Annotated in this window: 21 protein-coding genes; 11 read left to right on the top strand and 10 right to left on the bottom strand. The window is 67.5% G+C overall.

Translation table 11 applies throughout. The features are described from left to right. Positions 1 to 707 precede the first annotated feature (707 nt). The 3 genes from ABQY64_RS19690 to ABQY64_RS19680 all read right to left on the bottom strand — a co-directional run bounded on the left by ABQY64_RS19690 (position 708) and on the right by ABQY64_RS19680 (position 4,670). Complete coding sequence (locus ABQY64_RS19690) at positions 708 to 1,286, bottom strand: hypothetical protein (protein WP_349780302.1); 579 nt, start codon at positions 1,284 to 1,286, stop codon at positions 708 to 710. Then, positions 1,283 to 1,999, bottom strand: coding sequence for a hypothetical protein (locus ABQY64_RS19685; protein WP_349780303.1), 717 nt, complete (start codon positions 1,997 to 1,999; stop codon positions 1,283 to 1,285). Before ABQY64_RS19685 ends, ABQY64_RS19690 begins: the two co-directional genes overlap by 4 nt. 310 nt (positions 2,000 to 2,309) lie before the next feature. Beyond that, positions 2,310 to 4,670 carry a S9 family peptidase gene (locus tag ABQY64_RS19680; protein ID WP_167706259.1) on the bottom strand — a complete coding sequence of 787 codons (2,361 nt, stop codon included), beginning with the start codon at positions 4,668 to 4,670 and terminating at the stop codon, positions 2,310 to 2,312. Between the two features lie 367 nt (positions 4,671 to 5,037). On the opposite strand from ABQY64_RS19680, the gene ABQY64_RS19675 reads away from it, so the two are divergent. Further along, positions 5,038 to 6,381 carry an AMP-binding protein gene (locus ABQY64_RS19675; protein WP_039524618.1) on the top strand — a complete coding sequence of 448 codons (1,344 nt, stop codon included), beginning with the start codon at positions 5,038 to 5,040 and terminating at the stop codon, positions 6,379 to 6,381. A 71-nt stretch (positions 6,382 to 6,452) separates the two neighbouring features. On the opposite strand, the gene ABQY64_RS19670 is transcribed toward ABQY64_RS19675, so the two are convergent. Next, complete coding sequence (locus ABQY64_RS19670; protein ID WP_166769559.1) at positions 6,453 to 7,460, bottom strand: pteridine-dependent deoxygenase; 1,008 nt, start codon at positions 7,458 to 7,460, stop codon at positions 6,453 to 6,455. Continuing rightward, the gene (locus ABQY64_RS19665; RefSeq protein WP_127158511.1) at positions 7,457 to 8,839 is read right to left on the bottom strand and encodes an NAD(P)/FAD-dependent oxidoreductase; all 1,383 of its coding nucleotides are present in this window, start codon (positions 8,837 to 8,839) and stop codon (positions 7,457 to 7,459) included. Before ABQY64_RS19665 ends, ABQY64_RS19670 begins: the two co-directional genes overlap by 4 nt. 291 nt (positions 8,840 to 9,130) lie before the next feature. Between ABQY64_RS19665 and xanC the strand changes: the two genes are divergently transcribed. From xanC to fabG, 10 genes are all read left to right on the top strand, one after another. Continuing rightward, the gene (xanC, locus tag ABQY64_RS19660) at positions 9,131 to 9,400 is read left to right on the top strand and encodes a xanthomonadin biosynthesis acyl carrier protein XanC (protein ID WP_011260626.1); all 270 of its coding nucleotides are present in this window, start codon (positions 9,131 to 9,133) and stop codon (positions 9,398 to 9,400) included. Between the two features lie 37 nt (positions 9,401 to 9,437). Next, positions 9,438 to 10,121: a ketosynthase gene (locus tag ABQY64_RS19655; RefSeq protein ID WP_081400688.1), complete on the top strand. Its 684-nt coding sequence runs from the start codon at positions 9,438 to 9,440 to the stop codon at positions 10,119 to 10,121. A gap of 53 nt (positions 10,122 to 10,174) precedes the next feature. Beyond that, positions 10,175 to 10,924 (top strand): 1-acyl-sn-glycerol-3-phosphate acyltransferase, encoded by a 750-nt coding sequence (locus tag ABQY64_RS19650; RefSeq protein ID WP_104601461.1) that lies wholly within the window; start codon positions 10,175 to 10,177, stop codon positions 10,922 to 10,924. A gap of 11 nt (positions 10,925 to 10,935) precedes the next feature. Then, positions 10,936 to 11,223 (top strand): dehydratase, encoded by a 288-nt coding sequence (locus tag ABQY64_RS19645; protein WP_024937534.1) that lies wholly within the window; start codon positions 10,936 to 10,938, stop codon positions 11,221 to 11,223. Continuing rightward, the gene (locus ABQY64_RS19640; protein ID WP_039524636.1) at positions 11,220 to 12,194 is read left to right on the top strand and encodes an acyltransferase; all 975 of its coding nucleotides are present in this window, start codon (positions 11,220 to 11,222) and stop codon (positions 12,192 to 12,194) included. Before ABQY64_RS19645 ends, ABQY64_RS19640 begins: the two co-directional genes overlap by 4 nt. Continuing rightward, the gene (locus tag ABQY64_RS19635; protein ID WP_039512723.1) at positions 12,118 to 12,765 is read left to right on the top strand and encodes a LolA-related protein; all 648 of its coding nucleotides are present in this window, start codon (positions 12,118 to 12,120) and stop codon (positions 12,763 to 12,765) included. The genes ABQY64_RS19640 and ABQY64_RS19635 overlap by 77 nt, the downstream gene beginning before the upstream one ends. A 93-nt stretch (positions 12,766 to 12,858) precedes the next feature. Beyond that, on the top strand, positions 12,859 to 13,083 hold the full coding sequence (locus ABQY64_RS19630; protein ID WP_104571088.1) for a hypothetical protein: 225 nt from the start codon (positions 12,859 to 12,861) through the stop codon (positions 13,081 to 13,083). Beyond that, positions 13,073 to 15,439, top strand: coding sequence for an MMPL family transporter (locus ABQY64_RS19625; protein WP_166769561.1), 2,367 nt, complete (start codon positions 13,073 to 13,075; stop codon positions 15,437 to 15,439). The genes ABQY64_RS19630 and ABQY64_RS19625 overlap by 11 nt, the downstream gene beginning before the upstream one ends. Further along, on the top strand, positions 15,426 to 15,875 hold the full coding sequence (locus ABQY64_RS19620; RefSeq protein WP_054592914.1) for a hypothetical protein: 450 nt from the start codon (positions 15,426 to 15,428) through the stop codon (positions 15,873 to 15,875). The genes ABQY64_RS19625 and ABQY64_RS19620 overlap by 14 nt, the downstream gene beginning before the upstream one ends. Positions 15,876 to 16,039: 164 nt before the next feature. Continuing rightward, positions 16,040 to 16,777: a 3-oxoacyl-ACP reductase FabG gene (gene fabG / locus ABQY64_RS19615; protein WP_211921211.1), complete on the top strand. Its 738-nt coding sequence runs from the start codon at positions 16,040 to 16,042 to the stop codon at positions 16,775 to 16,777. Here the strand turns inward: fabG and ABQY64_RS19610 are convergent. Genes ABQY64_RS19610 through ABQY64_RS19590 form a run of 5 tightly spaced genes read right to left on the bottom strand, consistent with a single transcriptional unit; the run spans position 16,774 to position 21,668 of the window. Then, a complete protein-coding gene (locus tag ABQY64_RS19610; protein WP_039524643.1) occupies positions 16,774 to 17,235 on the bottom strand; it encodes a hypothetical protein in 462 nt (153 codons plus the stop codon). The two genes, fabG and ABQY64_RS19610, sit on opposite strands and share 4 nt — an antisense overlap. 26 nt (positions 17,236 to 17,261) lie before the next feature. Next, positions 17,262 to 18,884 carry an NAD(P)/FAD-dependent oxidoreductase gene (locus tag ABQY64_RS19605; protein ID WP_349780305.1) on the bottom strand — a complete coding sequence of 541 codons (1,623 nt, stop codon included), beginning with the start codon at positions 18,882 to 18,884 and terminating at the stop codon, positions 17,262 to 17,264. Continuing rightward, positions 18,881 to 19,702, bottom strand: coding sequence for a glycosyltransferase family 2 protein (locus tag ABQY64_RS19600; protein WP_039521140.1), 822 nt, complete (start codon positions 19,700 to 19,702; stop codon positions 18,881 to 18,883). The genes ABQY64_RS19605 and ABQY64_RS19600 overlap by 4 nt, the downstream gene beginning before the upstream one ends. Then, a complete protein-coding gene (locus tag ABQY64_RS19595; RefSeq protein WP_104575928.1) occupies positions 19,699 to 20,472 on the bottom strand; it encodes a beta-ketoacyl synthase chain length factor in 774 nt (257 codons plus the stop codon). The genes ABQY64_RS19600 and ABQY64_RS19595 overlap by 4 nt, the downstream gene beginning before the upstream one ends. Then, positions 20,472 to 21,668 (bottom strand): beta-ketoacyl-[acyl-carrier-protein] synthase family protein, encoded by a 1,197-nt coding sequence (locus ABQY64_RS19590; protein ID WP_024940579.1) that lies wholly within the window; start codon positions 21,666 to 21,668, stop codon positions 20,472 to 20,474. The genes ABQY64_RS19595 and ABQY64_RS19590 overlap by 1 nt, the downstream gene beginning before the upstream one ends. Positions 21,669 to 21,803: the final 135 nt, after the last annotated feature.

Here is a 21,803-nt window from a genome sequence, read left to right as displayed (position 1 = left end):
CGCTGCGTCGTGTAGGCATCGGGTGCTTGACCAGTCAGGCTTTGCCGGGTCGTCCCACGCCCGGATTCATATGCCGGCTGTTTTCTAGTTGGGACCAGGCAGTGTGGGCGAGGCAGAAGCAGCGGAAGCGGAAGAGGAAGCGGAGCATGCGATTGGCGGTCTGGCTGCGGGGCCCTTGCCCGCCCACCATCGCGGGACACGCCGCAAGTACATCCTTGTAGGCTCTTACGCGGCATCCATGCCGCGTAAGGTCCCGCGACGGTGAGCGGGCAAGGACCCGTCGGGATGGTCGGTTCGCATGTTTTTCAACAAACAGCATGCAACCGGTGCGGTGTCCTCGCCGCGTCCTCGCCGCTGTGAGTTTGCTGCAGGGCCCTTGCCCGCCCACCACCGCGGGACACGTCGCAAGTACGTCCTTGTAGGCTCTTACGCGGCATCCATGCCGCGTAAGGTCCCGCGACGGTAGGCGGGCAAGGACCAGTCGAGATGGTCGGTGTGCATGGTTTTCAACAAAACAGCCGGCAACCGGTGCGATGTCCTTACCGGTTCCGGGACCCTTGGCGGCATGGATGCTGCCAGGAAGCCTCCACAGACGGATTCACGGCGTGTCCTGGAAGTGGGTTAGGGCATCGCGCCCTCGACTCACCGAACTTGATTCAGGCCCGCGCCGTGTCTAACGGTCGCCACGGCTCGACATCTCGATTCCCTCATGCGTTGCGCCCGCGCGAGGCGGCAAATTCGGCGCGCACCGCAGGCGTGCACAACCGCCATGCCAGCGCTGCGTGGAGACAGCCGATTGCCAGCACGCCCAGGCCTGTCAGCAGCAACGCCGCCTGGCGGGTCGCCTGCAGGCGCGCCTGCAGCTGCGGCCACTCGGGGCTGTGCACGACATCGGCAGGCAGCATCGCCTGCACGCCCTCGAACAGTGGCCCGATCAAGGCCAGGCCACCGATATTGAGCAGTGCAGTCACCAGCAGCACCGCCACGAACCCGACCCGCGCCCACTCGCGTCGCTGCAGCAAGGCCCAGCTCAACCATGCGAAGGCCACCGACAGCACCACGCCTACGACGGACAACGACAACGCATGATCGATCAGCCACTGCAACGAGGCGGGCAGGGTGATCCCTTCGGGCAAGCCCAGCGCTGCCGCGTCGGGCATCAGCACGATCATCGCGATCTGCAGCAGGTTGGACATCGCGCTGACGACACCCAGCAGCAGGGACACCCACGCCAGCGGCGTGACGAAGCCGCCGCGCGGTCGAGAGGGCGGTGTCGGCGCGCTCATTGCAGCGCTGCGATATGGGCGGCCACGGCGGCCTGGCCAGCCGGATCCAGGGCCGGCTGCAGTTGCGCGTACCAACCGGGCAGCGCGTCGGCCGGCAGGCACTGGCGCAACAACGGTGTGCTGCGCTCCAGGAAGGCTTCGAAGAAGGGCAGACCGCGCACGTAGAGGAAGTGGCTGTCGGTGATCGACATGCCGGCGTACGCCTCGCGCAACCACTCCAGATGCGGCAACGCGTGCGCGCCGTGACCGGCGCGGGTCAGCGCGGTGAGGAAGCTGGTGCGTGCGGTGGCCGGCGAGGTGGAGCGCTCCTGCGCATTCAGATCGTCGAAGGTCAGCAACCACTGTTCGCCACGATCGATCTCGTTGCACATCACCGAAGTGGTCGCCAACTGCAATGCGTTGTGCGCGGTGGGCTCCAGCTCGTATAGCGCCAGCCAGTGCGGGTACGCCTCGCGATAGCGGTCCAGCGCACTCAATGCCAACGCGCAAAGACGTTGTGCGTCGGCACCCAGGTGCAACTTCGCTTGCGCAGCGTTGTAGGCGCCAAGCTGATCGCCGCGCTGGAACAGGCTCAGTGCGGGCTGCAGTGCCGGGTCGATCTGGACCTCGGTATCGGTGTCGTCGGCTGCAGCTGCCGGCGCTGCGGTCGGTTCGGCTCGGGGCGTTTTCGCCACCGGGGTCTTGCGTCCAAACAAACGGTCCCACAGGCCCATCGCGATTACCTTCTGCGCGCCGCGAATCGGAAACCGCTGCGGTGCCGGCGGCGCTCCGGTCGGGCGGCGGGCCGGCAGAGGGGAGCGCAATGCGCCAGCGATCTGCCGATCCTGCGCCAAGCTTAGGGCCAGTTGCGTACGTGCAGGTGAGTGCCGCGCAGGGTGACGCGTGGCGATGGGTGACGCAGTAGCGCATCACGCGTGCAACCTGGGCGACCTGTCGCTTGCTGCAGCATGTGGATGCTGGCGCTGCGCGCCATGTCATCGACCGGGCGATGCAGTACGCATCGCCCGGCCGCAGCGGCATGGCTTACGGCTTTACCTGCTCATTGAACAGCTTGAGGATGCGCTTGTATTCGTCCAGCCACGAATCGGCACGCGTAAAGCCGTGGCGTTCCAGCGGATACGGCGCCACCTGCCAGTTGTCCTTGTGCAGCTCCATCAACTTCTGGGTCATGTCGACCGAGTCCTTGAAGAACACGTTGTCGTCGATCATGCCGTGTGCGATCAGCAGATGGTCGCGCAGTCCGTCGGCGTAGTTGATCGGCGATGAGGTCTTGTAGGCCTCGGGATCGAGCTCGGGCGTGTTGAGGATGTTGGAGGTGTATTCGTGGTTGTACTGCATCCAGTCGCCGACCGGACGCAGCGCCGCGCCGGCCTTGAAGGTGCCGGGGCTGCGGAACAGCGCCATGTAGGTCATGAAGCCGCCGTACGAGCCGCCGTAGATGCCGGCGCGCGCGCGGTCGCCCTGCTTCTGCGTCACCAGCCACTCCAGCCCGTCCAGATAGTCTTCCAGCTCCGGGTGGCCCATGTTGCGGTAGATCGCGGTGCGCCAGTCGCGGCCGTAGCCTTCCGAGGCGCGGTAGTCCAGGTCCAGCACGATGTAACCCTGCTGCACCAGCAGGTTGTGGAACATCTGCTCGCGGAAGTACGGCGTGTAGCGCTGCGAGACGTTCTGCAGATAGCCCGCGCCGTGCACGAACATCACGATCGGATACTGCTTGCCAGGCTCGGGGTTCTGCGGCCCGTAGTACTTGCCCCAGACCGTGCCGGCGCCATGCTTGGACGGTACCTGCACATACTGCGGTGCGATCCACGGCTGCGCCTTGAACGCGGGCGTGCGGGTGTCGGTCAGCAGCGTGGCCTGGCCGCCTGCGGCCGGCACCACCGCCAGCTGCGGTGGCAGGTAGCTGCCTGAGTAACGCACCAGCAGTTGCTGCCCGTTCGGCGACAGGCTGAAGCCTTCCACGCCATTCAACGCAGTGACTTCGCTGAGCTGGTCGCTGCGCAGGTCCAGCTTGCACACCTCGTAATCGCCCGGCCATTTCTGGTTGCACAGGAAGAACATGCTGCTGCCGTCGGCGCTGGGCACCGGCATCGACACTTCCCACTTGCCGCGCGTGCGCTGGCGCGGCTTGCCGTTGCCTTCCACCGTGTACAGCTGCGAATAGCCGGATTCTTCCGACAGCAGCCACAGCGTGCGGTTGTCGGGCAGCCAGCCGAAATCGTTGAAGTCCCAGTTGATCCAGGCGCTGTCGCTCAGGCGGTGCCGCGGCTGCAACGTGGCGTTGGCCAGGTCCACGCTGGCGATCCAGCGGTCCTTGTTGTCCACCGCGCGAATCTCCACCGCCACGTTGCGCCCGTCGTCGCTCCAGTGCACCGCCGGCCCGCTGCCGTCGCCGTCGCTTTCCACACGGACGGCGCGGTTGCCCTTGAGCGCGTCGCGCTTGGCGGCCTTGCGCAGCGCGGCCAGCGGGTCGGTGGCGATACCCGGCAGGGTGTCGAAGGACAGTGGTCTTGCAGTGCCGGCGCTGACATCGACCAACCACAGCGCATGTGCCACCGGCGCATTGCGACCGACGCGGGTGCGCACTTCCTGGAATTCCTCGTAACCGGATTCGGTCACGTACTTGGGCATCTTGCCGGCCTGGCCCTCTTCGGCACCCTTGGCCTGGGTGACCACCAGCAGGTGGCGGCCGTCCGGCGACAACGCGCTGTCGACGATCTCTACCTCATCGCCCAGGTACACCGGCGCTGCCGCACGCGTCGCATCGGCGCGGCGCCAGGCGTCTTCCTGGGTGCGTAACGCATCGCGCTGCTCACGGTCGCGCCGCAGCGTGGCCAGCGTGGCCAGCTGCTGCTCGCGCAACACATCGGCCTTGGGCGCAGCGTTGGGATCGCGCTCGGCCTTGACCACTGCAACCTGCGCAGTGCCGCCGTCGGCGCGCCAGTGGTACCAGTTGTTGCCCGCGCGCCAGATCGCGCCGCCATCGCTGGCAAATTGCGGCCGCGATTCGACTTCGTTGCTGCGGGTCAGCTGGGTCAGCGCGCCGGAGCGCAAATCGCGCAGGAAGATGTCGCCATTGCGCGCGAACAGCATGCGCTGGCGGGTCGCGTCGTAGCTTGGGTTATCCGCATCCAGGCCGGCGCGTGCGTTGTCGGCCACGCGTTCGGCGCTGCCGCCGCCGGCGCCCTGGCGATAGGTGTCGCGCACCGGGGAACCGTCGCGCTTGAGCAGGTATTGCACCTGTTTGCCGTCCCACTGCCACCAAGCCTGATCCACCGACGGCCCGATCCAGTCCGGATCGGCCATCACCTGTTCGATGGTGAGCGGTGTGGCGGATTGCGCATGCGCGGTGACAGCCAGCAACAACAAGGACAGCGGCAACAATCTGGGCATCGGTAACAACTGGACGCAACGAGGAGCGCACAAGCCTAGCAGCTCGCTTCCGCCGGGGGCTTGGGCCACAGGTCATGTGCGCGTGGGAGCGAGCGCGTTATCGAACAGGCAAGGCATGGACGAGTGACGGACGCGACCATAAACAGTTGTGCGCACATTGGTCCCCAGGGTGGGTAGGCGCTTGACGGTCAATGCACTCCAGCTGCGATGCGCAGCTGCAATGAGTTGGAATGTGCTTCGCGCACGTGCCTCGCCGAGGTTCCCGACCGCGGCCCTCGTGGCGCAGCCGGAAACCTCCCGACTTGCCAGCAGGGCAGGTGGCGGCCAAGCTAGCGCGCTTTTGCGATTGCCGGTTCCCATGTCCAGCCTGCCTGTTCCTGCCGTTTCCCACCCGATGGCCGTCGGCGCGCCCGGCCGGCCGCTGGCCTGGCGCGCGGGGCAGTCGGTCGATCTGGCCACCTTCATTGCACACGTGCATGGCCTGGCGCAGCAATTGCCGGACGGTCGCCACGCGGTGAATCTGTGCGAAGACCGCTATCGCTTCATGGTCGCGTTCTATGCGTGCGCATTGCGCGGTCAGGTGTCACTGCTGCCGTCCTCGCGCGCGCCGGCCGTGGTCGGCGAAGTGCAGGCGCGGCATGCCGATGCCTACTGCCTCGGCGATCTGGCACTGGAGCTGGCACCGCCGCGCTACTGGCAGCTGCCGGCCGAGTTGCCGCAGGCCGCAGGCCCGATTCCGCAGCTGGCCGACGATGCCCTGGTGGCCATCGGCTTCACCTCCGGCAGCACCGGCAGCCCGCAGCCCAACCCCAAGACCTGGGGCAGCTTCCTGACCAGTACGCGTCAGGATCTGGTCGCGCTGGAAAGCCTGTGGGCGCACACCGATGCGGTGCCGCACGTGGTCGCCACGGTGCCGCCGCAACATATGTACGGCATGGAATTGTCGGTGCTGCTGCCGATGGTGACCGAGCTTGCGGTGCATGCGGGCCGCCCGTTCTTCCCGGACGATGTGGCGCGCGCGCTGTCGGACATTCCTGCCCCGCGCGTGCTGGTGACCACACCGGTGCACCTGCGCGCGCTGGTCGAATCCGGCGTGGCGTTGCCGCCGCTGGTCGGCATCGTCTCGGCCACCGCGCCGTTGGCGCAGGAGGTGGCCGCGGCCGCCGAAGCGCGGTTTGGCGGCGAGGTGCGCGAGATGTTCGGTTCCACCGAAACCTGCGTGTTCGCGGTGCGCCGCACCGCGCTGGAGGCGGCGTGGACACCGCTGCCCGGTGTGCGCCTGGAAACCCAGGCGGCAGGCACCTTGGTGCACGCACCGCATCTGGCCACCCCGGTGCTGTTGGCCGACATGATGGACGTGGCTGCCGACGGCACCTTCCAGGTGCGTGGCCGGCAGGCCGATCTGCTGGAAATCGCCGGCAAACGCGCCTCGCTGGCCGATCTGACCCGTCGCCTGCTGGCCATCCCCGGCGTCGTCGACGGCACCATCGTGCAGCTCGCACCCGAGCCCGGTCAGGCGGTCGGCCGCATCGCCGCACTGGTGGTCGCCCCGACCCTGGACGAAGCGCAGATCCTCGCCGCCCTGCGCGTCAGCGTCGACCCGGTGTTCCTGCCGCGCCGCCTGCGCAAACTCGCCGCACTGCCTCGCAACGAAACCGGCAAGCTGCCACGCGATATGGTGCTGGGTTTGCTCAACGGCTGAGCGCAGGCCTCGCCACGGAGCATTGCTGCTGCGTGGCCGCAGCGGGCATCAGTGCTGACGCCCGCAATCGCTCACCCATGCACCCCATCGATCTCCACCGCCAGCTCGTCGCGGCAGATCACCGCGTGCAGCAGCAGACGCGGCACCGCATCGCCGAAGCGGGCGTCCAGGGCCTGTGCGACCTTGGGTAGATCGTCCTGCTCGCGCACGTAGACCTTCAGGCGGGTGCCGGCGCCGAACTGCGCGGGCAGGGCGGGGGCATGCTGGCGGGCAGCGCCGAGCAGGGCGTCGAAGTTGGCGAAGGTCTCTTCCAGCTGCGCCAGCAACTGGCCGGTGTGCATCGAGGCATGCCCGACCACGGCGGCGGTGCCTGACAGCAGCAGCGGCATGTCGCTGCCGGCCGGCGGCAGCATGGCGCGCGCGAAACTCGGTGGCTGCGGGCCGTACTGGCGCGGGTAGTTGTAGGCGCTGACCTGGCGCGGATTTTCCAGCGGGGTGCCGGCGTCGCTGGCGGCCAGCCAGTAGATCTGGATGATGCGCTCGGCATCGCAGCGTCCCACCGCGGTGGCGGCCGGCAGCTGCGCATTGTCGAAGGCGCCCAGGCCGCGCGCACGGCCCACGCAGAACTGCCGGTAGCGTTCGCGGTCGCCACTGCCCAGGGTGATGGCGTCCAGATAGTTCCAGATACGCAGCAGGCGCGGGGTCTGGCTGCCGGTGACGAAGGCGGTGATTTCCGCATAGGCCTTGGCGGCGGCGGCTTCGATATCGACATCCTGCTCGTCGATTTCGATCACGCCGAACTGCAGGCGGCCGTCGCTGGCCCAGGCGATGTTGCCATCGCGGCCGCTGTGCACCGCCGCATCGCTGCGCCACACCTCCAGCACGTCGGCTCGATACGGCTGCAGCGGCACGCGCAGGTAGCGCGGGTCGTCCAGGCGCGGCGCCGCCGTGCCGAAGCCGAACACGGCCAGCACCTGCGGATCGGCCAGCAGTGCAGACGGGTCGGTCTGATCGACATAGTCGACCTGCAGGCGGGGATGGCGCACGGTGTGCGTGGTCTGGGCCTGGGAAGCGGTCATCGCGTATCTCGTTGTTGCGTGTCGCGTTGCAAGGTGTCGCCGTCGAAGCCGAGCGTGGCCTGACGTCGGCGTTGGCGCCAGGACTGCCAGGCGCGCGGCATCATCGACAAGGTGGTCAGTGCATAGATGGCGCGGAACGCGCGCAGGCGCAGGCGTACCTTGGGGCTGTCGAATACATCGCCGGCCAGCATCGCCACCACCGCTTCCTCGATCTGCCAGGTGTTCTGCGGTTGCGCGAACAGGGCGCGCATGGTCGGCGAGGTGAAGCGGTAGATGAACCACTTGAACTCGTCCACGCCACGCTTGAGTTCGCGCTGCAAGGCGCGCTGCAGTTTCGCCTCGTGCTGCGGCATGCGCAGGGCCTGGTCCACCATCGCCGCACCGCGCTCGGCGCTGTGCATGGCCAGGAATACGCCTGATGAAAACATCGGGTCGACGAAGGTGTAGGCATCGCCCAGCATCAACCAGCGCGGGCCGGACATGCGCGTGCATTCGTAGGCGTAATTGCCGGTGGCATGCACCGGGGCCACGCGTTCGGCGCCGAGCATGCGCGCGTTGAGCTCGGCGTTGAGCGCAAGCGTGCGCATGAAGAAGCCCTCGCTGTCGCCTTTGCGGGTCTTCATGTATTCCGGGTAGCAGACCGCGCCCACGCTCATGATGTCGTCCGGCAACGGGATCAGCCACATCCAGCCATGCGCGTGGCGGTAGATGCTGATGTTGCCGGCATCTTCGCCCGGTCGGCGCGTCACGCCGCGGAAGTGGCTGAACAATGCGGCCGATTGATGCCTGGCATTGGCGCGCTTGAGCTTGAAACGGTTGCCCAGAAAGGTGTCGCGGCCGCTGGCATCGAGCAGGTAGCGCGGGCGGAACTGCTGCATCCCTGCCGCGCCTTGCGCCTGCAGTACCGGCTGCTGCCCGTCGAACTCCACCGCTTCGACCTTGACCTGATCGCGCGCATCCACGCCCACCGCCCGCGCGCGCTCGAACAGCACCTGGTCGAACTGCGCACGCGGCACCTGGAAGGCGAAATCGGCCTTGGCATCCAGCGCATGCGAGAAGCGGAAGGTGTTGTAGCCGCCGCTGTCGTTGGGAAAGTCCGCACCGCGCTTGAGCACGCCGATGCTGCGCACCTCTTCCAACACGCCCAGGCGTTCGAGAATCGGCATGTTCATCGGCAGCAGCGACTCGCCGATATGGAAGCGCGGATGCTGCGCCTTCTCCAGCAACGTCACCTGCCAGCCCTGCTGGGCCAGGACGATGGCGGCCGCGCAGCCTGCCGGCCCGCCGCCGATGATCAGGACATCCGGGCACTCAGGTCCGGGAGCCGGCCCGGCTGCCGGCTTGGCGGTCGGGGTAGGGCCAACAGCGGTGGAAGTCATCCTGGAACGAACCTGCAGCGGGCGAGCGTCATGCAGTCATGATAGCCTGACCGGCGGCCCGGACAGGTATGCCGGCCGCCGAATCGCTGTTGCACAACCATCGACACCCTCGACAATGCGGCCGCAAGGCCGGCGTGGCGAGTGCTCGGAATCGGCCGGCACGGCGACGTACACTGTCTGTGTTCCGCAGCATCGCCGATGCCGACCTGACGGTTGTCCGCGCCGCTGTGGTGGTTGTTCTGCAATTTCGCTGTGAATCTGTCGCCCGACCCTCACCTGGAAGCTCTCTGGATGTCCTCGCAAACCGCTGCCGAACGTGAACTGGCCGAACTCCTGGTCGAAAGCCTGAACCTGGAAGACGTCCAGCCCGCCGACATCGACCCGGAGGCGCCGTTGTTCAACACCGGGCTGGGACTGGATTCGATCGACGCGCTGGAACTGGCGCTGGCGATCAGCAAGCGCTATGGCTTCCAGCTGCGCTCGGACAATGACGAGAACCGTCGCATCTTCGCGTCGCTGCGCGCATTGTCGGCGCATGTCGAAGCCAACAAGACCGTCTGAGGTTGCGACCGCCGCGCCTGGCGATGCGCCCCCGTGGGTGCTGGGGCTGGGCGTGCTGCTGGCGGTGGCGTATTCGCCGCTGGCGCATTGGGCCAACGCCAGCCATCGCCCGGAGCTGGCCGTCATCGCCGGTGGCTTGCTGGTGCTGATGGTGCTGATCGAGCCGATGGTCGCGCGCCGGGCCTGGGCCTGGGCGCTGGCCGTGCTGACCTTGCTGGGCCTGAGCGCGTTGTGGCACTCGCCGTACGCGATGCTGGTGCTGGCCGCGCCGCCGGTGGTGTTCACCGGCTGGATCGCCTGGTTCTTCGGCCGCAGCCTGCGCCGCGGGCGCACGCCGTTGATCACGCGCATTGTCGAAGGGCTGTATCGCCAGGCCGGCATGCCGATCACTCCGGAGCAGTACCGCTACACGCGCCGCCTCACCCTGGCCTGGGCGCTGCTGCTGTGCGCGCTGACCCTGGTCAACCTGGTGCTGGGCCTGTGCGCCGAACCCAGTGGCGTGCTGGCGCAACTGGGCTATGCCTCGCCGCTGCCGATCAGCGACGCGCGCGCGTCGTTGTTCGCCAATCTGCTGGCGTACGGTGTGGTTGGCGGGTTCTTTGTAGGCGAATATCTATTGCGCGGCCGCTGGTTTCCACAGCGCCCCTATCGTAATCTGCCAGACTTCTTGCGCCAGATGGCGCGGCTCGGGCCGGAATTCTGGCGCGATCTGCTGCGCTGAGTGCGTGGCCAGGGGCAGCGACGTACGTGCACATTTTCGGGGACAAGACAAAAATGCCGCTGGCAAGGATGCCGTCGCGCCTGGCGTGGGCCGTGTTCAATCTGCTGCAACTGGCTTTCACGCTGACGTTTACCGCTGGCGGAATTGTCTATGCGCTGGCGTTGCTGGCGATCACGCGCGACACCGACCGCCTGCTGCGCATGGGCGCGTGGATGTGGTCGCCGGTGCTGTTTCGCGGCGCCGGCGCCACGGTGATCGTGGAAGGCCGCGAGCGCGTGGACTGGTCCAGGAACTATCTGTTCGTCAGCAACCACCAGTCGATCATCGATATCTGCGCGTTGTTCTACGCCTTGCCGGTGCCGCTGCGGTTCCTGCTCAAGGACGAAATGCTCAAGGTGCCGTTCGTGAACTGGTATGCGCGGGCCACCGGCATGTTGTTCCTGGACCGCGACAGCCGCCGTGCCGGGGCGATGGTGCGCCGGCAGGCTGCCGCGCTGCTGCGCGAGGGCAAGCAGTTGTGTCTGTTTCCCGAAGGCACCCGTAGCCGCAGCGGCGCATTATTGCCATTCAAGGCCGGGCTGTTGCAGGCCGCTATCGATGCTGGTGTGCAGGTGGTGCCGGTGGCGGTGGATGGCTGCGGCAAGGTGCTGCCGGTGGAGGGTATGTTCAGGGTGCGCCCGGGCATCATCCGGGTGCGGATCGGCGATCCGATCCCGGTGACCGGGCCGGATGCGCCGGACCGCCAGCAATTGACCGAGCAGGCACATAACGCCGTGGCTGCGATGCTCCAACCCAGGATTTGAGTTACCCGCTTATGGATTTCGTCGTGCCGCATGATCATCCCTGCCTGCCCGGGCACTTTCCGGGGCGTCCCGTGGTGCCCGGGGTGGTCGTGCTCGACCATGTGCTGCAGGCAGTGGAGGCCGCGCACGGCCCACGCGCCGCGGCACGCCTGCCGCAGGTGAAGTTCGTGCAGCCGTTGCTGCCCGGGCAGACGGCATCGGTCATGCTGGACGGCGCCGGCCCGCGCTGGCGCTTTCGCGTGCAGCGTGCCGACGAGCTGCTGGTCAGCGGCGAACTGGTGGCGGAGGCGGCGCAATGAGCAGTCAGTGGAAGCAGCGCCCGGAAGGCGGCGGACGTTTCGCGCTGTGGCTGATCCGCGGCATCGCCCAGCATGCCGGGCGTGCGGTGGGACGCGCGCTGCTGTACCCGATCACGCTGTACTTCCTGCTGGTGCGTGCGCCCGAGCGCAGCGCCTCGCGTGCCTATCTGACGCGCGTGCTGGAGCGCCCGGCCACGCTGCGCGATGTGGCGCGGCATATCCACACCTTCGCCTCGACGATTCTGGACCGCGTGTACATGCTGTGCGGGCAGATGCAGCGCTTCCGGGTCGACATCACCGGGCTGGACCAGCTGCATGCGCAGATGGATCGCGGCCGCGGCGTGCTGATCTTCGGCTCGCACCTGGGCAGCTTCGATGCGCTGCGCGTGCTGGCCACCGAGCGGCCGGACGTGCAGGTCAAGGTTGTGCTGGACAAGGCGCACAACCGCGCCATGACCGAGCTGCTGGGCGCGCTGAATCCGCAGCTGGCGGCCAACATCATCGATGCCGGCATGGACGCGACCTCGATCGTCATGGCGATCAAGGACGCCACCGACGCCGGTGCGCTGGTGGCGCTGCTGATCGATCGCCCGCGCGAGGGCGACCCGGCGTTGCCGGCGACGTTCCTTGGCCGCAACGCGATGTTCCCGACCTCGCCGTGGCTGATCGCCGCAGCGCTGAAGGTGCCGGTGGTGCTGGCGTTTGGTCTATATCGCGGCGGCAATCATTACGAGCTGGCATTCGAGACCTTCAGCGAGGGCCTGGACGTGCCGCGTCGCCAGCGCGCACCGGTGCTGGCGGTGCTCATGCGCGATTACGCGGCCAGGCTGGAACATTACACACGCTACGCGCCGTACAACTGGTTCAACTTCTACGATTTCTGGAACACCCACCATGCCGATGTGCCGCACCCTGCCGTGGATGCTGATACTGCTGTTCAGCGCCGCACCGCTATGCGCCGCACCGCCTGAGACGCTGGACGTCGGCCAGGTGCTGCAGCGCCTGGCACGCCCTGCACCGGTCAGTACCGAGTTCGTCGAACTGCGTGGCTCGGCGCTGCTGAAGACGCCGCTGCGCGTGCAGGGCCATTACCGTCGCCCGGACGCGCAGACCCTGGTGCGCGAGGTCAGCGCGCCGTATCGCGAGACCACCACGTTGCAGGGCGACGAGGGCGTGCTGGAACGCGAAGGCAAATCGCCGCGGCGTTTTTCGCTGAGCCGGGTGCCCGAACTGGCCGGCCTGAAGTCCGGCTTCGGCGCATTGCTGGCCGGCGACCGCGCGCTGCTGGAGCAGCACTACCGCATCAGCGGGCAGGGCCAGCCGCAGGCCTGGCAACTGACGCTGCAGCCCAAGGACGCTGCCGTGGCCAAGCAGGTGCGCGAGTTGCGGCTGTACGGGCGCAATGACGAGTTGCGCTGCATCGAGAGCCAGCCGGCCAAGGGCGACGTGCAACGCACGCTGCTGGCCGGTGCGGCGCGCGAGGCCGCAAGCGTGACCGATGCGGCGGCGCTGACCACGCTATGCCACGGGTCGGGCGCGTGACGCAGCGCGCCCACGGCGCAAGCAAGCCGCCCGCACACTCCCATGCCGCGCGCGCGGCCGGTGGACGTTCCGCTGGCATAGCGAGGCTTGCGCATGGCGTTTAAGTTGAACGCAAACCGCCGCATCGGCCTGGCGCTGCTGTGGCTGGCGTTGCTGGCGGTGGCCGGGTTCTGGTTGAGCGAGACGCTCAAGGTCACCGGCGATCTGCGCAAATTCATGCCCGCCCGCAGCAACGGGAAGGCGCCCGCACAGCCCGATGCCGCGCGCGCGGCCGGTGGACGTTCGGCTGGCACAGCGAGGCTTGCGCATGGCGTTTAAGTTGAACGCAAACCGCCGCATCGGCTTGGCGCTGCTATGGCTGGCGTTGCTGGCGGTGGCCGGGTTCTGGTTGAGCGAGACGCTCAAGGTCACCGGCGATCTGCGCAAATTCATGCCCGCCCCACGCACGCCGGCGCAGAAACTGCTGATCGAAGAACTGGGCGAAGGCCCCGGCTCGCGCCTGTTGCTGATGGCGCTGTCCAACAGCGACCCGGCCACGCTGGCCACGCAGTCGCAGGCCCTGCAGCAGGCCCTGGCTGCGCAGCCGCAGCTGTTCGAGCTGGTCGGCAATGGCGGTACTGCGGGGCTGGATGCGATCCCCGAGCGCCTGCTGCCGTATCGCTATCTGCTCAGCGACAGCTTCGACACTACGCCGCTGGATGCGCACACCCTGCAAGCGGCATTGCAGTCGCGCGTGCAGGATCTGGGGTCGCCGGCGGCGGCGCTGGTGGAGCCGTTGCTGCCGCGCGACCCCACGCTGGAAGTGCTGCATCTGGCCGAAACCCTGCAGCCGGCCGCGGCGCCGCAGACGCGCAACGAGGTGTGGTTCGACCGTGCCGGCACCTCGGCCTTGCTGGTCGTGCAGACGCGCGCAGCTGGCTTCGATCCCACCGGCCAGCAACTGGCCTACGACGCAGTGCAGGCGGCCTTCGCCAAGGTCAGCAAGGGCAGCACGACCCGGCTTACCTTGACCGGCCCCGGTGCATTCGCCGTGGAAATCACCGCGCGCACGCAGGGCGAGGCGCAATGGATCGGGACGCTGGATACGGTGGGACTGGTGTTGTTGCTGCTGGTCGCCTATCGCAGCTGGAAGATTCCGGTGCTCGGCGTGCTGCCGTTGGCCAGTGCCGGCCTAGCCGGTCTGGCTGCGGTGGCGCTGCTGTTCGATGGCGTGCACGGCATCACCGTGGCCTTCGGCTTCACCCTGATCGGCGTGGTGCAGGATTACCCGATCCACCTGTTCAGTCATCAACGTCCGGGTCTGGATCCGCGCGACAACGCGCGTCATCTATGGCCGACGCTGGCCACCGGCGTGGTGTCCACCTGCATTGCCTATGTGACCTTCCTGTTTTCCGGTGTGGACGGCTTGCGGCAGCTGGCGGTGTTCACCATCGCCGGGCTGGCGACCGCCGCGATCACCACGCGGTGGCTGTTGCCGTCGTTGATCGACCCGGCGCCGCGCGACTACGCCGATTCGCGCATGCTCGCCGCGCTGTGGCGCGGTATCGCGCGCCTGCCACGGCCGCGCATCAGCCTGGCAGTGATTGCGCTGATCGGCATCGCGGTGATCGCGTTCGCGCCGGGGCAGTTCTGGCAGAACGATCTGTCGAAATTGACCCCCGTGCCGCCCAAGGCCCTGGCGCAGGACACGCATCTGCGCCAGGAACTGGGTGCCCCCGACGTGCGTTACGTGCTCGCGCTGACTGCCGCCAACGACGAGGCTGCGCTGCAGGCCAGCGAGCAGTTGCGCCCGCGCCTGGATGCCCTGGTGCGCGCCGGCGCATTGACCGGTTACGACATGGCTGCACGCTATCTGCCCAGCATCAAGACCCAGCATGCGCGTCAGGCCGCGTTGCCGGATGCTGCGCAAGCGCGCGCATTGACCGACAGTGCGGTGGCCGCCACACCGTTTCGTAGCGACGCGTTCGCGCCGTTCCTGCAGGACCTGGACGCTGCCAAGCGCGCCGCGCCGCTGTTGCCGAAGGACCTGGCCGGCTCGCCGCTGGCAACGTCGGTCGGCGGGCTGCTGCTGGGTCGCGGCGATCGCAGCACTGCGTTGGTGTCGTTGACCGGCCTGCGCGATCCGTCGGTACTGGCTGCCGCCGTGCAAGGCAGCGGCGCGCAGTTGCTGGATCTGAAGGACGCGTCCGAGTCCCTTGTGGCCGCGTATCGCGGACGTGTGCTCGGCGCGCTGGTGCTGGCCGCGCTGCTGCTGGCGGTGACGGTGGCGATCGCGTTGCGCAGCCCGCGCCGGATCGTGCGCGTATTGCTGCCGATGGCGCTGACCACGGTGCTGATCCTGGCGATCCTGCGCGGCATGGGGGTGGAGCTCAACCTGTTCCATCTGATCGCGCTGATCCTGGCGGCAGGCCTGGGCCTGGATTACGCGTTGTTCTTCGACCATGCCGGCGACGATCACGCCGACCAACTGCGCACGCTGCATGCGCTGATCGTGTGCAGCCTGATGACGCTGCTGGTGTTCGCGCTACTGGCTGCCTCCAGCATCCCGGTGTTGCGTGCGATCGGCAGCACGGTGGCGCTGGGGGTATTGTTCAATTTCATCCTCGCCTTGCTGGTATCGCGCGAGCCGGCGCTGGAGCGCGCAAGACACGGAGATGCACATGCAGGGACGTGAGGCAATTGCCGCGCTGATTCCGCACCAGGGCAGCATGTGCCTGTGGGAAGCAGTGCTGGAATGGGATGCGCAGCGCATCGTGTTGCGCAGTGATGCCCATCGCAGCGACACGCATCCGCTGCGTTGCAATGGCCGCCTGCGCGCGCTGCATCTATGCGAATACGGCGCGCAAGCCATGGCCGTGCATGGCGGCTTGCTCGGCCGGGAATCGGGCAAGCCGGTGCGCCCAGGCATGCTGGTGGCGCTGCGTGCGGTGGACCTGCACGTCGCGTATCTGGACGACCTGCCCGATGCGATCGTCTGCGAAGCGCAGGTGTTGCTGCAGGGCGAGGATAGCCAGCAATACAGTTTTCGCCTGAGCCACGGCGCGCAATTGCTTGCCGAAGGGCGCGCCACGGTCATGCTGGGCGCCGCGCAGGCCACCCCGGCCCTGTAGGAGCGCGCTTGCGCGCGATGGCTTTAGCGCTGATGCCGCATCGCGCGCAAGCGCGCTCCTACATGAAGTGGGCGATCAATGCTGGATCTATTCCTGCGCCTGCTGCGAGTCGTTAGGATGAGGCTCTTTCCGCCGTCGTGTCTGCGGCTTTCATCGAGGCTTCCATGAGCACTTCCATTCCACAGCGCCGCGCACTTGTCACCGGCGGCAGCGGCGATCTTGGTGGTGCGATCTGCCGTCAGCTGGCGGCGCAGGGGCGCCATGTGATCGTGCATGCCAATCGCAATATCGCCCGCGCCGATGACGTGGTTGCAGCGATCGTGGCCGACGGCGGCAGCGCCGAGGCGGTGGCGTTCGATGTCGCCGATGCGCAGGCCAGTGCGGCGGCGCTGGCAAGCCTGCTGGAGGTCGGCCCGATCCAGATCGTGGTCAACAACGCCGGCATCCACGACGATGCACCGATGGCGGGCATGAACGCCGAACAGTGGCATCGGGTCATCGACGTGTCGCTGCACGGGTTCTTCAATGTCACCCAGCCGCTGCTGTTGCCGATGGCGCGTACGCGCTGGGGCCGCATCGTCAGCGTGTCGTCGGTGGCAGCAGTGCTGGGCAACCGCGGGCAGACCAACTACGCCGCGGCCAAGGCCGCCTTGCACGGCGCCAGCAAATCGCTGTCGCGCGAGATGGCCAGCCGCGGCATTGCGGTCAACGTGGTCGCGCCGGGCGTGATCGAAAGCGAGATGGTCGGCGAAAGCTTCGCGCCGGAAGTGATCAAGCAACTGGTGCCGGCGGGCCGGGTCGGCAAGCCCGACGAAGTGGCCGCATTGGTGGCGTTTCTGTGTTCGGAAGCTGCCGGTTACATCAACGGCCAGGTCATCGGCATCAATGGTGGGATGGGCTAGACCGCATCGAAGTTGATGTAGCGGCATTCGCCATGCATCACGGATGCCTTGGTAATAAGCACCTCGTCTCCAGCACGACTAAGCGTGTGGATATATTCCAGATGCCCTGAAGAAGTCTTGAGGAATGTATAGACCTCGGCAGTCTTGCCAGGGTAAACAACCAGCACGGACACCGAGCTAGTGCCGCGACTCAGCAGCATGACCGTTGCTCCTTCTTCGCGAGCTGACACTATCTCCTTGCGTACATCTACATACGTCAGGTCGTAGTCATCCCCGTGCTTTGACAGTTTCGTCAGGCCGCCCGTGATCTTTTCATCGTTCCAGCCACTGTCTTTTGCCGTGATGATGCCTGTCTCGGCGTAATAGCCTTTTCCTGACGGATTTGAGCACGCGGCAATTTCCTCCGCGTGCGTCGGCGAACTAAGCGCAAGCAAGGTTACGAAGTAGCCAAGTTTCATCCACGCCTCTCTGCACGCAATAAAACTTACGCCGCATCGGCGTACCAGGCGGCGGTGAGGATCGGCTCGCCGATGGCGTTGGCGGTCAAGGCGTCCAGCCCATGGTCCGGCAGTGCGGCATGACGCTGGCGTGCCTGCTGCAGGATCTCGCGTGCCAGCACCGCCATCTGCGCCACGTTGCTGTGGATGCGTGCGGCAAAGGCGTCGTCGTCGAGGGTGTCGTTCAAGGCGCCATTGAGTTCGTTGAACCAGCCGATCAGGTACTGATCGAGCAGGCGCCCATCGTCGGTGGCCAGGCCCTGTGCAGTGTTGTGCTGGCCCCAGTCGTGCAGCACACGCTGCATCGCCAGATTCATGTCGCGCGCATAGAAGAAATCGGACTTCATGCGCGAGAGCAGGCTGAGGTCGGCGATGCGTCCGGAGCAGAACAGCGGCGCCAGTAGCGACCAGTAGTAGGTGTAATCCCAGATCACCTTGACCGGCATCACCTGCGCGTCGCCGAACAGCGCGTACTGGTCCTGGTACAGGGTCAGGGTATTTTCGTAGAACGAGAAATACAGCTGCTGATACAGCTCCACATACGGGCTGAGCGATCTGCCGGCGCGGTCGCGGCCGATCAGTTCGCAGATGTAGGTATTGGAAATCGCAATGAAGTCGCTGCCGGGCGAATAGAACGGGTCCAGGAACAGGCCCGCTTCGCCGGTCAGCGCCCAGCGCTGTGGCGAGAACACCTGCTTGCAGCCATAGGAGAAGTTACGCAGGAACAGGAAGTCCTGCAGCCGGTAGTCGGCCTTGTCGAGCGTGGCGGCGACCTGCGGCTGATGCGTGCGCAGCCAGGTCATCGCCTTGTCGTGGGTGTTCATCGTGTCCAGCGGGTGCATCGACGCATCGCAGACGATGCCCAGCGAATGCGCGCCGGACGACAGCGGAATCAGCCAGAACCAGTAGCCCGGCCCGCACATGTGGTTGGTCGAGCGCCAGCGGTCCGGCGGCGTGCAACGCTGCAGCCAGCTGCTGTCCTGCGACCAGCCATTGGGGTCGATCAGGCCTTCCACGCGCCACCACACCGCATTGGCGTCGTGCGCATTGTCCTGCGCCAGGCCGAGCTTGCGCTTGAGCAGGCCGGCGCGGCCGCTGGCATCCACCACCCAGCGGGCGCTCAGCGTGCCGGCCTCGCCGGCGCGCTCGTAGCGCAAAGCGTGGTCGGCCTCATCATCGGACAGGTCCACGCCCTTGACGCTGCAGCTGTCGACAAACGTGATGCCCTGCGCGCGGGCGCGCTCGCCGAGGAAATTCTCGAAGCGGCCGCGGTCGATCTGCCACGACGGCGTCGGCAGGATCTGGCTGACGCCCAGCTCGGTGCAGCGGTCGATGTCCTCGCGCTTGTCGGAGAAGAAGAAGCGGAACCCGAACTTGCGGATCTGCTCGGTCTCCAGATGCTCGCGCAGGCCCAAGACCTCGGCGAAGTAGTGCGCGCCGATCTCCACCGTGGACTCGCCCACCTTGAACGCCGCCTCGCGCACCGGGTGCGCACGGCGCTCCAGCACGGTGATCGCCAGCGCGGGATCGCGTTGGCGCAGCTGCAGGGCCAGACTCAGGCCGGCCAGGCCACCACCGGTGATAACGACATCGGCACGCTGTGCATTCATGGAGTCGGCTTGCTCTTGGTAACCGCGGGCACAGTAGCAAATTCGCCGTCAGCGTCGTCGATCAGCACCGGGTTGGCGCGCACGCGGCGGTACTCGCGCCAGATATGCCCGTAGCTCCAGGCCTGGACCACCACATGCGAGGTGATTTCCCACAGATCGCGTACCAGGCGGAAATGGCTCTTGCGGAACGTGCCCGGCGAGGTGCCGGCGTAGCGGGTCTCGATCGGCACCGCGACCACGCGCGCGCCGGCCTGGCGTGCGGCGGAAATCAGCAGCTGCGCTTCGAACACGAAGCCTTCGCCGGGCACGTCGGGCAGGGTGAACACCGAGGCCGGATACAGGCGCTGGCCGCTCTGGCTGTCGACCAGCTGGAAGCCGCAGGCCCAGGCGATGCCCCAGTCGCCGAAATCGTTGCCGATGCGGCGGATGGTGGGCTGGGTGGCGCGCTTGCGCATGCGGGCGCCGACGATGACGCAGCCGGGGTGGCGGTTGGCCGCCGCCAACAGGCGCGGGAAATCGGCGGCCTTGTGCTGGCCGTCGCCGTCCATGGTCATCACCGCGCGCATGCCCATCCGCTGCGCCTGCGCAAACCCGCTGCGCAACGCGGCGCCCTTGCCCCTGCGCTGCGGATGCCGGATCAAGGTGATCGGCAGGCCGGCGATGCAGTCGGCGGTGCCGTCATCGGAGCCGTCGTCGATCACGATCACGTTGGAACAATAGGTCAGCGCATCGTTGACCACTTCGCGGATGCGCAGCGATTCGTTCAGCGCCGGCACCAGGATCGCGGTGTCCTCGCGGGTCAGCGGCTGCCGGCTCACTGCTGGAGCTCCACGCGCAACACCCGGCCCGGGCCGGCGTACAGCGCCACGCGTTCGCCGCCAGTGGCGATCAGGTCGAACAACGGCAGCATCGGCGCCATCGCATTGGCGGCGACATGCCGCGCCAGCGGACCCTCGCCCGGCGTCGGCGTGCCGTCGTCCAGCCGCGCCCGCAACTGCGGCTTGCCGGCCTGGCCGGGCGCACCCAGCACCAGCGCACCGCCGAGCAGCCCCTGGCTGGGGGCGACCCGGCCCAGCGGCCCGACCGAGCGGGCGTCGTAGCCGGCCAGCAGCACTGCGTCCATGCCGGCGGCGCGTTGGACCAGCGCCTCCAGCAGACCCTGCGCAAAGCTGCCCAGGCTGGCGCTGATCGCGGTGGCCGGGGTCATCGCCCCGGCGCCGATGGTCCAGTAGCCGGCCGCGGCGTTGTGCACCGAGTTGTGGAACTTGGTCGGCGAGATCGCCGTGGGGTCGCTGGCCAGGGTGGTGCACATGTAGTCGGAGATGGCCAGGTCGCCGTACGTGGAAGTGAAGATCGACGGCAGGCTGGCCGGCTCGCGGCCGGCGGCGGTGCAGGCGGCCAGCGCGGCCTCCAGCGAAACCGCCACCGTGTCCGGTGCGCGACGGCGCTCGTTGGCGGCCAGCAGCTGCGGCGCCGGGCGTGCCCCGGTGTCCTGCAGCGCGCCGCCGCGCACGAACGCCGCAGCGGCGTCCCAGCTCGGCAGGCCCTGGGTCCAGAAGCCGATCCCCTCAATGGTGGCAGCCAGCATCAGCGGGCCTGCCCGAACAGCAGCGAGCAGTTGTTGCCGCCAAAACCGAAGGAGTTGTTCATTGCGTAATCGATCTTGGAATGGGCATTGTCGAAACGGATCTGCGGGCCGCAGGCGGGGTCGGGCACTTCGCTGTTGAGCGTGCCCGGCAGCACGCCGTCGCGCAGCGCCAGCAGCGCGATCACCGACTCGACGATGCCGGCCGCGCCCAGGGTGTGGCCGGTCCAGGCCTTGGTCGAGCTGGCGTGCAGGGTGGCCGGGAAGATCGCCGCCACCGCGGCGGCTTCGACGCTGTCGTTGGCCGGGGTGGCGGTGCCGTGCAGGTTCAGATAGCCCACCGCGGCCGGCTCCAGGCCGGCGCGTTCGAGCGCGCCGCGCATCGCCAGCTGCGCGCCCAGGCCCTGCGGATGCGGGGCGGACATATGGTGCGCATCGCTGGATTCGCCATAGCCGTACAGCCATAGCGTTGCGTCCGGTGCGGCAGCGGTGCGTTCAAGCATGGCAAAGCCGCCGGCCTCGCCCAGGCTCAGGCCGACCCGGCGCGCATCGAACGGCTGGCACAGCTCAGGTGCCACCACCTGCAGCGAGTTGAAGCCGAACAGCACGCTGCCGCACAAGGTATCCACGCCGCCGACCAGGGCGGCATCCACCACCCCGGCGTCGATCAGGCGCGCGGCCTGCGCAAACACCTTGGCGCTGGACGAACAGGCGGTGGCCACGGTCACGCTCGGGCCGCGCAGGCCGGTGGCGTGCTGCACGAAGTCGCCCAGCGAGTGCGGGGTGTGCACGATCGGGCGATCCAGGTCGTCGGGGAAGCGCGCGCCGTCGGCGTCTTCGACCAGCCGCGTGTAGGCCTCTTCGCTGGCGCCGATGCTGGAGGTGGAAGTGCCGATGATCACCGCCACGCGCTCGGCGCCGTAGCGCTGCGCGGCGGCCTGCACCGCCTCGGCCATGCCGTCCTGCTGCAGGGCCAGCCAGGCCAGGCGATTGTTGCGGCAGTCCCAGCCTTGCAGGGCCTCCGGCAACACGATGTCTTCCACGCCGTCGACGCGGCCGATCCAGCACGCCAGCGGCTGCGGGCCGAAATCGTTGCGACGCATGCCGCTGCGGCGAGCAGTCAGGGCGGCGGCCTGGGCATCGAGCCCGGCGCCGAGCGCGGTGGTGGACGTAAAAGCGGTGACGGCGACCGGGGCCATCTGGGACGAATGCTGCGCTTGGCTCACGGTGGTCTGGCTGGCAAGAAGTGGACTCAGTATATCGATGGCGGGTGCGCCTCCCGTCGATGGCGCAACTGAACGTGCCGGTCATGTCGCTGACGGGGCTGGAGTTTT

The sequence above is a fragment of the Xanthomonas sp. WHRI 7065 genome, assembly GCF_040203115.2.
GTDB classification, from domain to species: Bacteria; Pseudomonadota; Gammaproteobacteria; order Xanthomonadales; family Xanthomonadaceae; genus Xanthomonas; species Xanthomonas arboricola.
The sequence above is the reverse complement of the archived record's forward strand: the minus strand, read 5'-3'. Positions and strand labels throughout refer to the sequence as shown.

What these genes read in the sequence shown, in the direction of transcription:
- ABQY64_RS19690 (WP_349780302.1), bottom strand. Translation starts at nt 1,286, where the DNA reads ATGAGCGCGCCGACACCGCCCTCTCGACCGCGCGGCGGCTTCGTCACG.
- ABQY64_RS19685 (WP_349780303.1), bottom strand. Translation starts at nt 1,999, where the DNA reads ATGGGCCTGTGGGACCGTTTGTTTGGACGCAAGACCCCGGTGGCGAAA.
- ABQY64_RS19675 (WP_039524618.1), top strand. Translation starts at nt 5,038, where the DNA reads ATGTCCAGCCTGCCTGTTCCTGCCGTTTCCCACCCGATGGCCGTCGGC.
- ABQY64_RS19670 (WP_166769559.1), bottom strand. Translation starts at nt 7,460, where the DNA reads ATGACCGCTTCCCAGGCCCAGACCACGCACACCGTGCGCCATCCCCGC.
- ABQY64_RS19665 (WP_127158511.1), bottom strand. Translation starts at nt 8,839, where the DNA reads ATGACTTCCACCGCTGTTGGCCCTACCCCGACCGCCAAGCCGGCAGCC.
- xanC (WP_011260626.1), top strand. Translation starts at nt 9,131, where the DNA reads ATGTCCTCGCAAACCGCTGCCGAACGTGAACTGGCCGAACTCCTGGTC.
- ABQY64_RS19650 (WP_104601461.1), top strand. Translation starts at nt 10,175, where the DNA reads ATGCCGCTGGCAAGGATGCCGTCGCGCCTGGCGTGGGCCGTGTTCAAT.
- ABQY64_RS19645 (WP_024937534.1), top strand. Translation starts at nt 10,936, where the DNA reads ATGGATTTCGTCGTGCCGCATGATCATCCCTGCCTGCCCGGGCACTTT.
- ABQY64_RS19640 (WP_039524636.1), top strand. Translation starts at nt 11,220, where the DNA reads ATGAGCAGTCAGTGGAAGCAGCGCCCGGAAGGCGGCGGACGTTTCGCG.
- ABQY64_RS19635 (WP_039512723.1), top strand. Translation starts at nt 12,118, where the DNA reads ATGCCGATGTGCCGCACCCTGCCGTGGATGCTGATACTGCTGTTCAGC.
- ABQY64_RS19630 (WP_104571088.1), top strand. Translation starts at nt 12,859, where the DNA reads ATGGCGTTTAAGTTGAACGCAAACCGCCGCATCGGCCTGGCGCTGCTG.
- ABQY64_RS19625 (WP_166769561.1), top strand. Translation starts at nt 13,073, where the DNA reads ATGGCGTTTAAGTTGAACGCAAACCGCCGCATCGGCTTGGCGCTGCTA.
- ABQY64_RS19620 (WP_054592914.1), top strand. Translation starts at nt 15,426, where the DNA reads ATGCAGGGACGTGAGGCAATTGCCGCGCTGATTCCGCACCAGGGCAGC.
- fabG (WP_211921211.1), top strand. Translation starts at nt 16,040, where the DNA reads ATGAGCACTTCCATTCCACAGCGCCGCGCACTTGTCACCGGCGGCAGC.
- ABQY64_RS19610 (WP_039524643.1), bottom strand. Translation starts at nt 17,235, where the DNA reads ATGAAACTTGGCTACTTCGTAACCTTGCTTGCGCTTAGTTCGCCGACG.
- ABQY64_RS19605 (WP_349780305.1), bottom strand. Translation starts at nt 18,884, where the DNA reads ATGAATGCACAGCGTGCCGATGTCGTTATCACCGGTGGTGGCCTGGCC.
- ABQY64_RS19595 (WP_104575928.1), bottom strand. Translation starts at nt 20,472, where the DNA reads ATGCTGGCTGCCACCATTGAGGGGATCGGCTTCTGGACCCAGGGCCTG.
- ABQY64_RS19590 (WP_024940579.1), bottom strand. Translation starts at nt 21,668, where the DNA reads ATGGCCCCGGTCGCCGTCACCGCTTTTACGTCCACCACCGCGCTCGGC.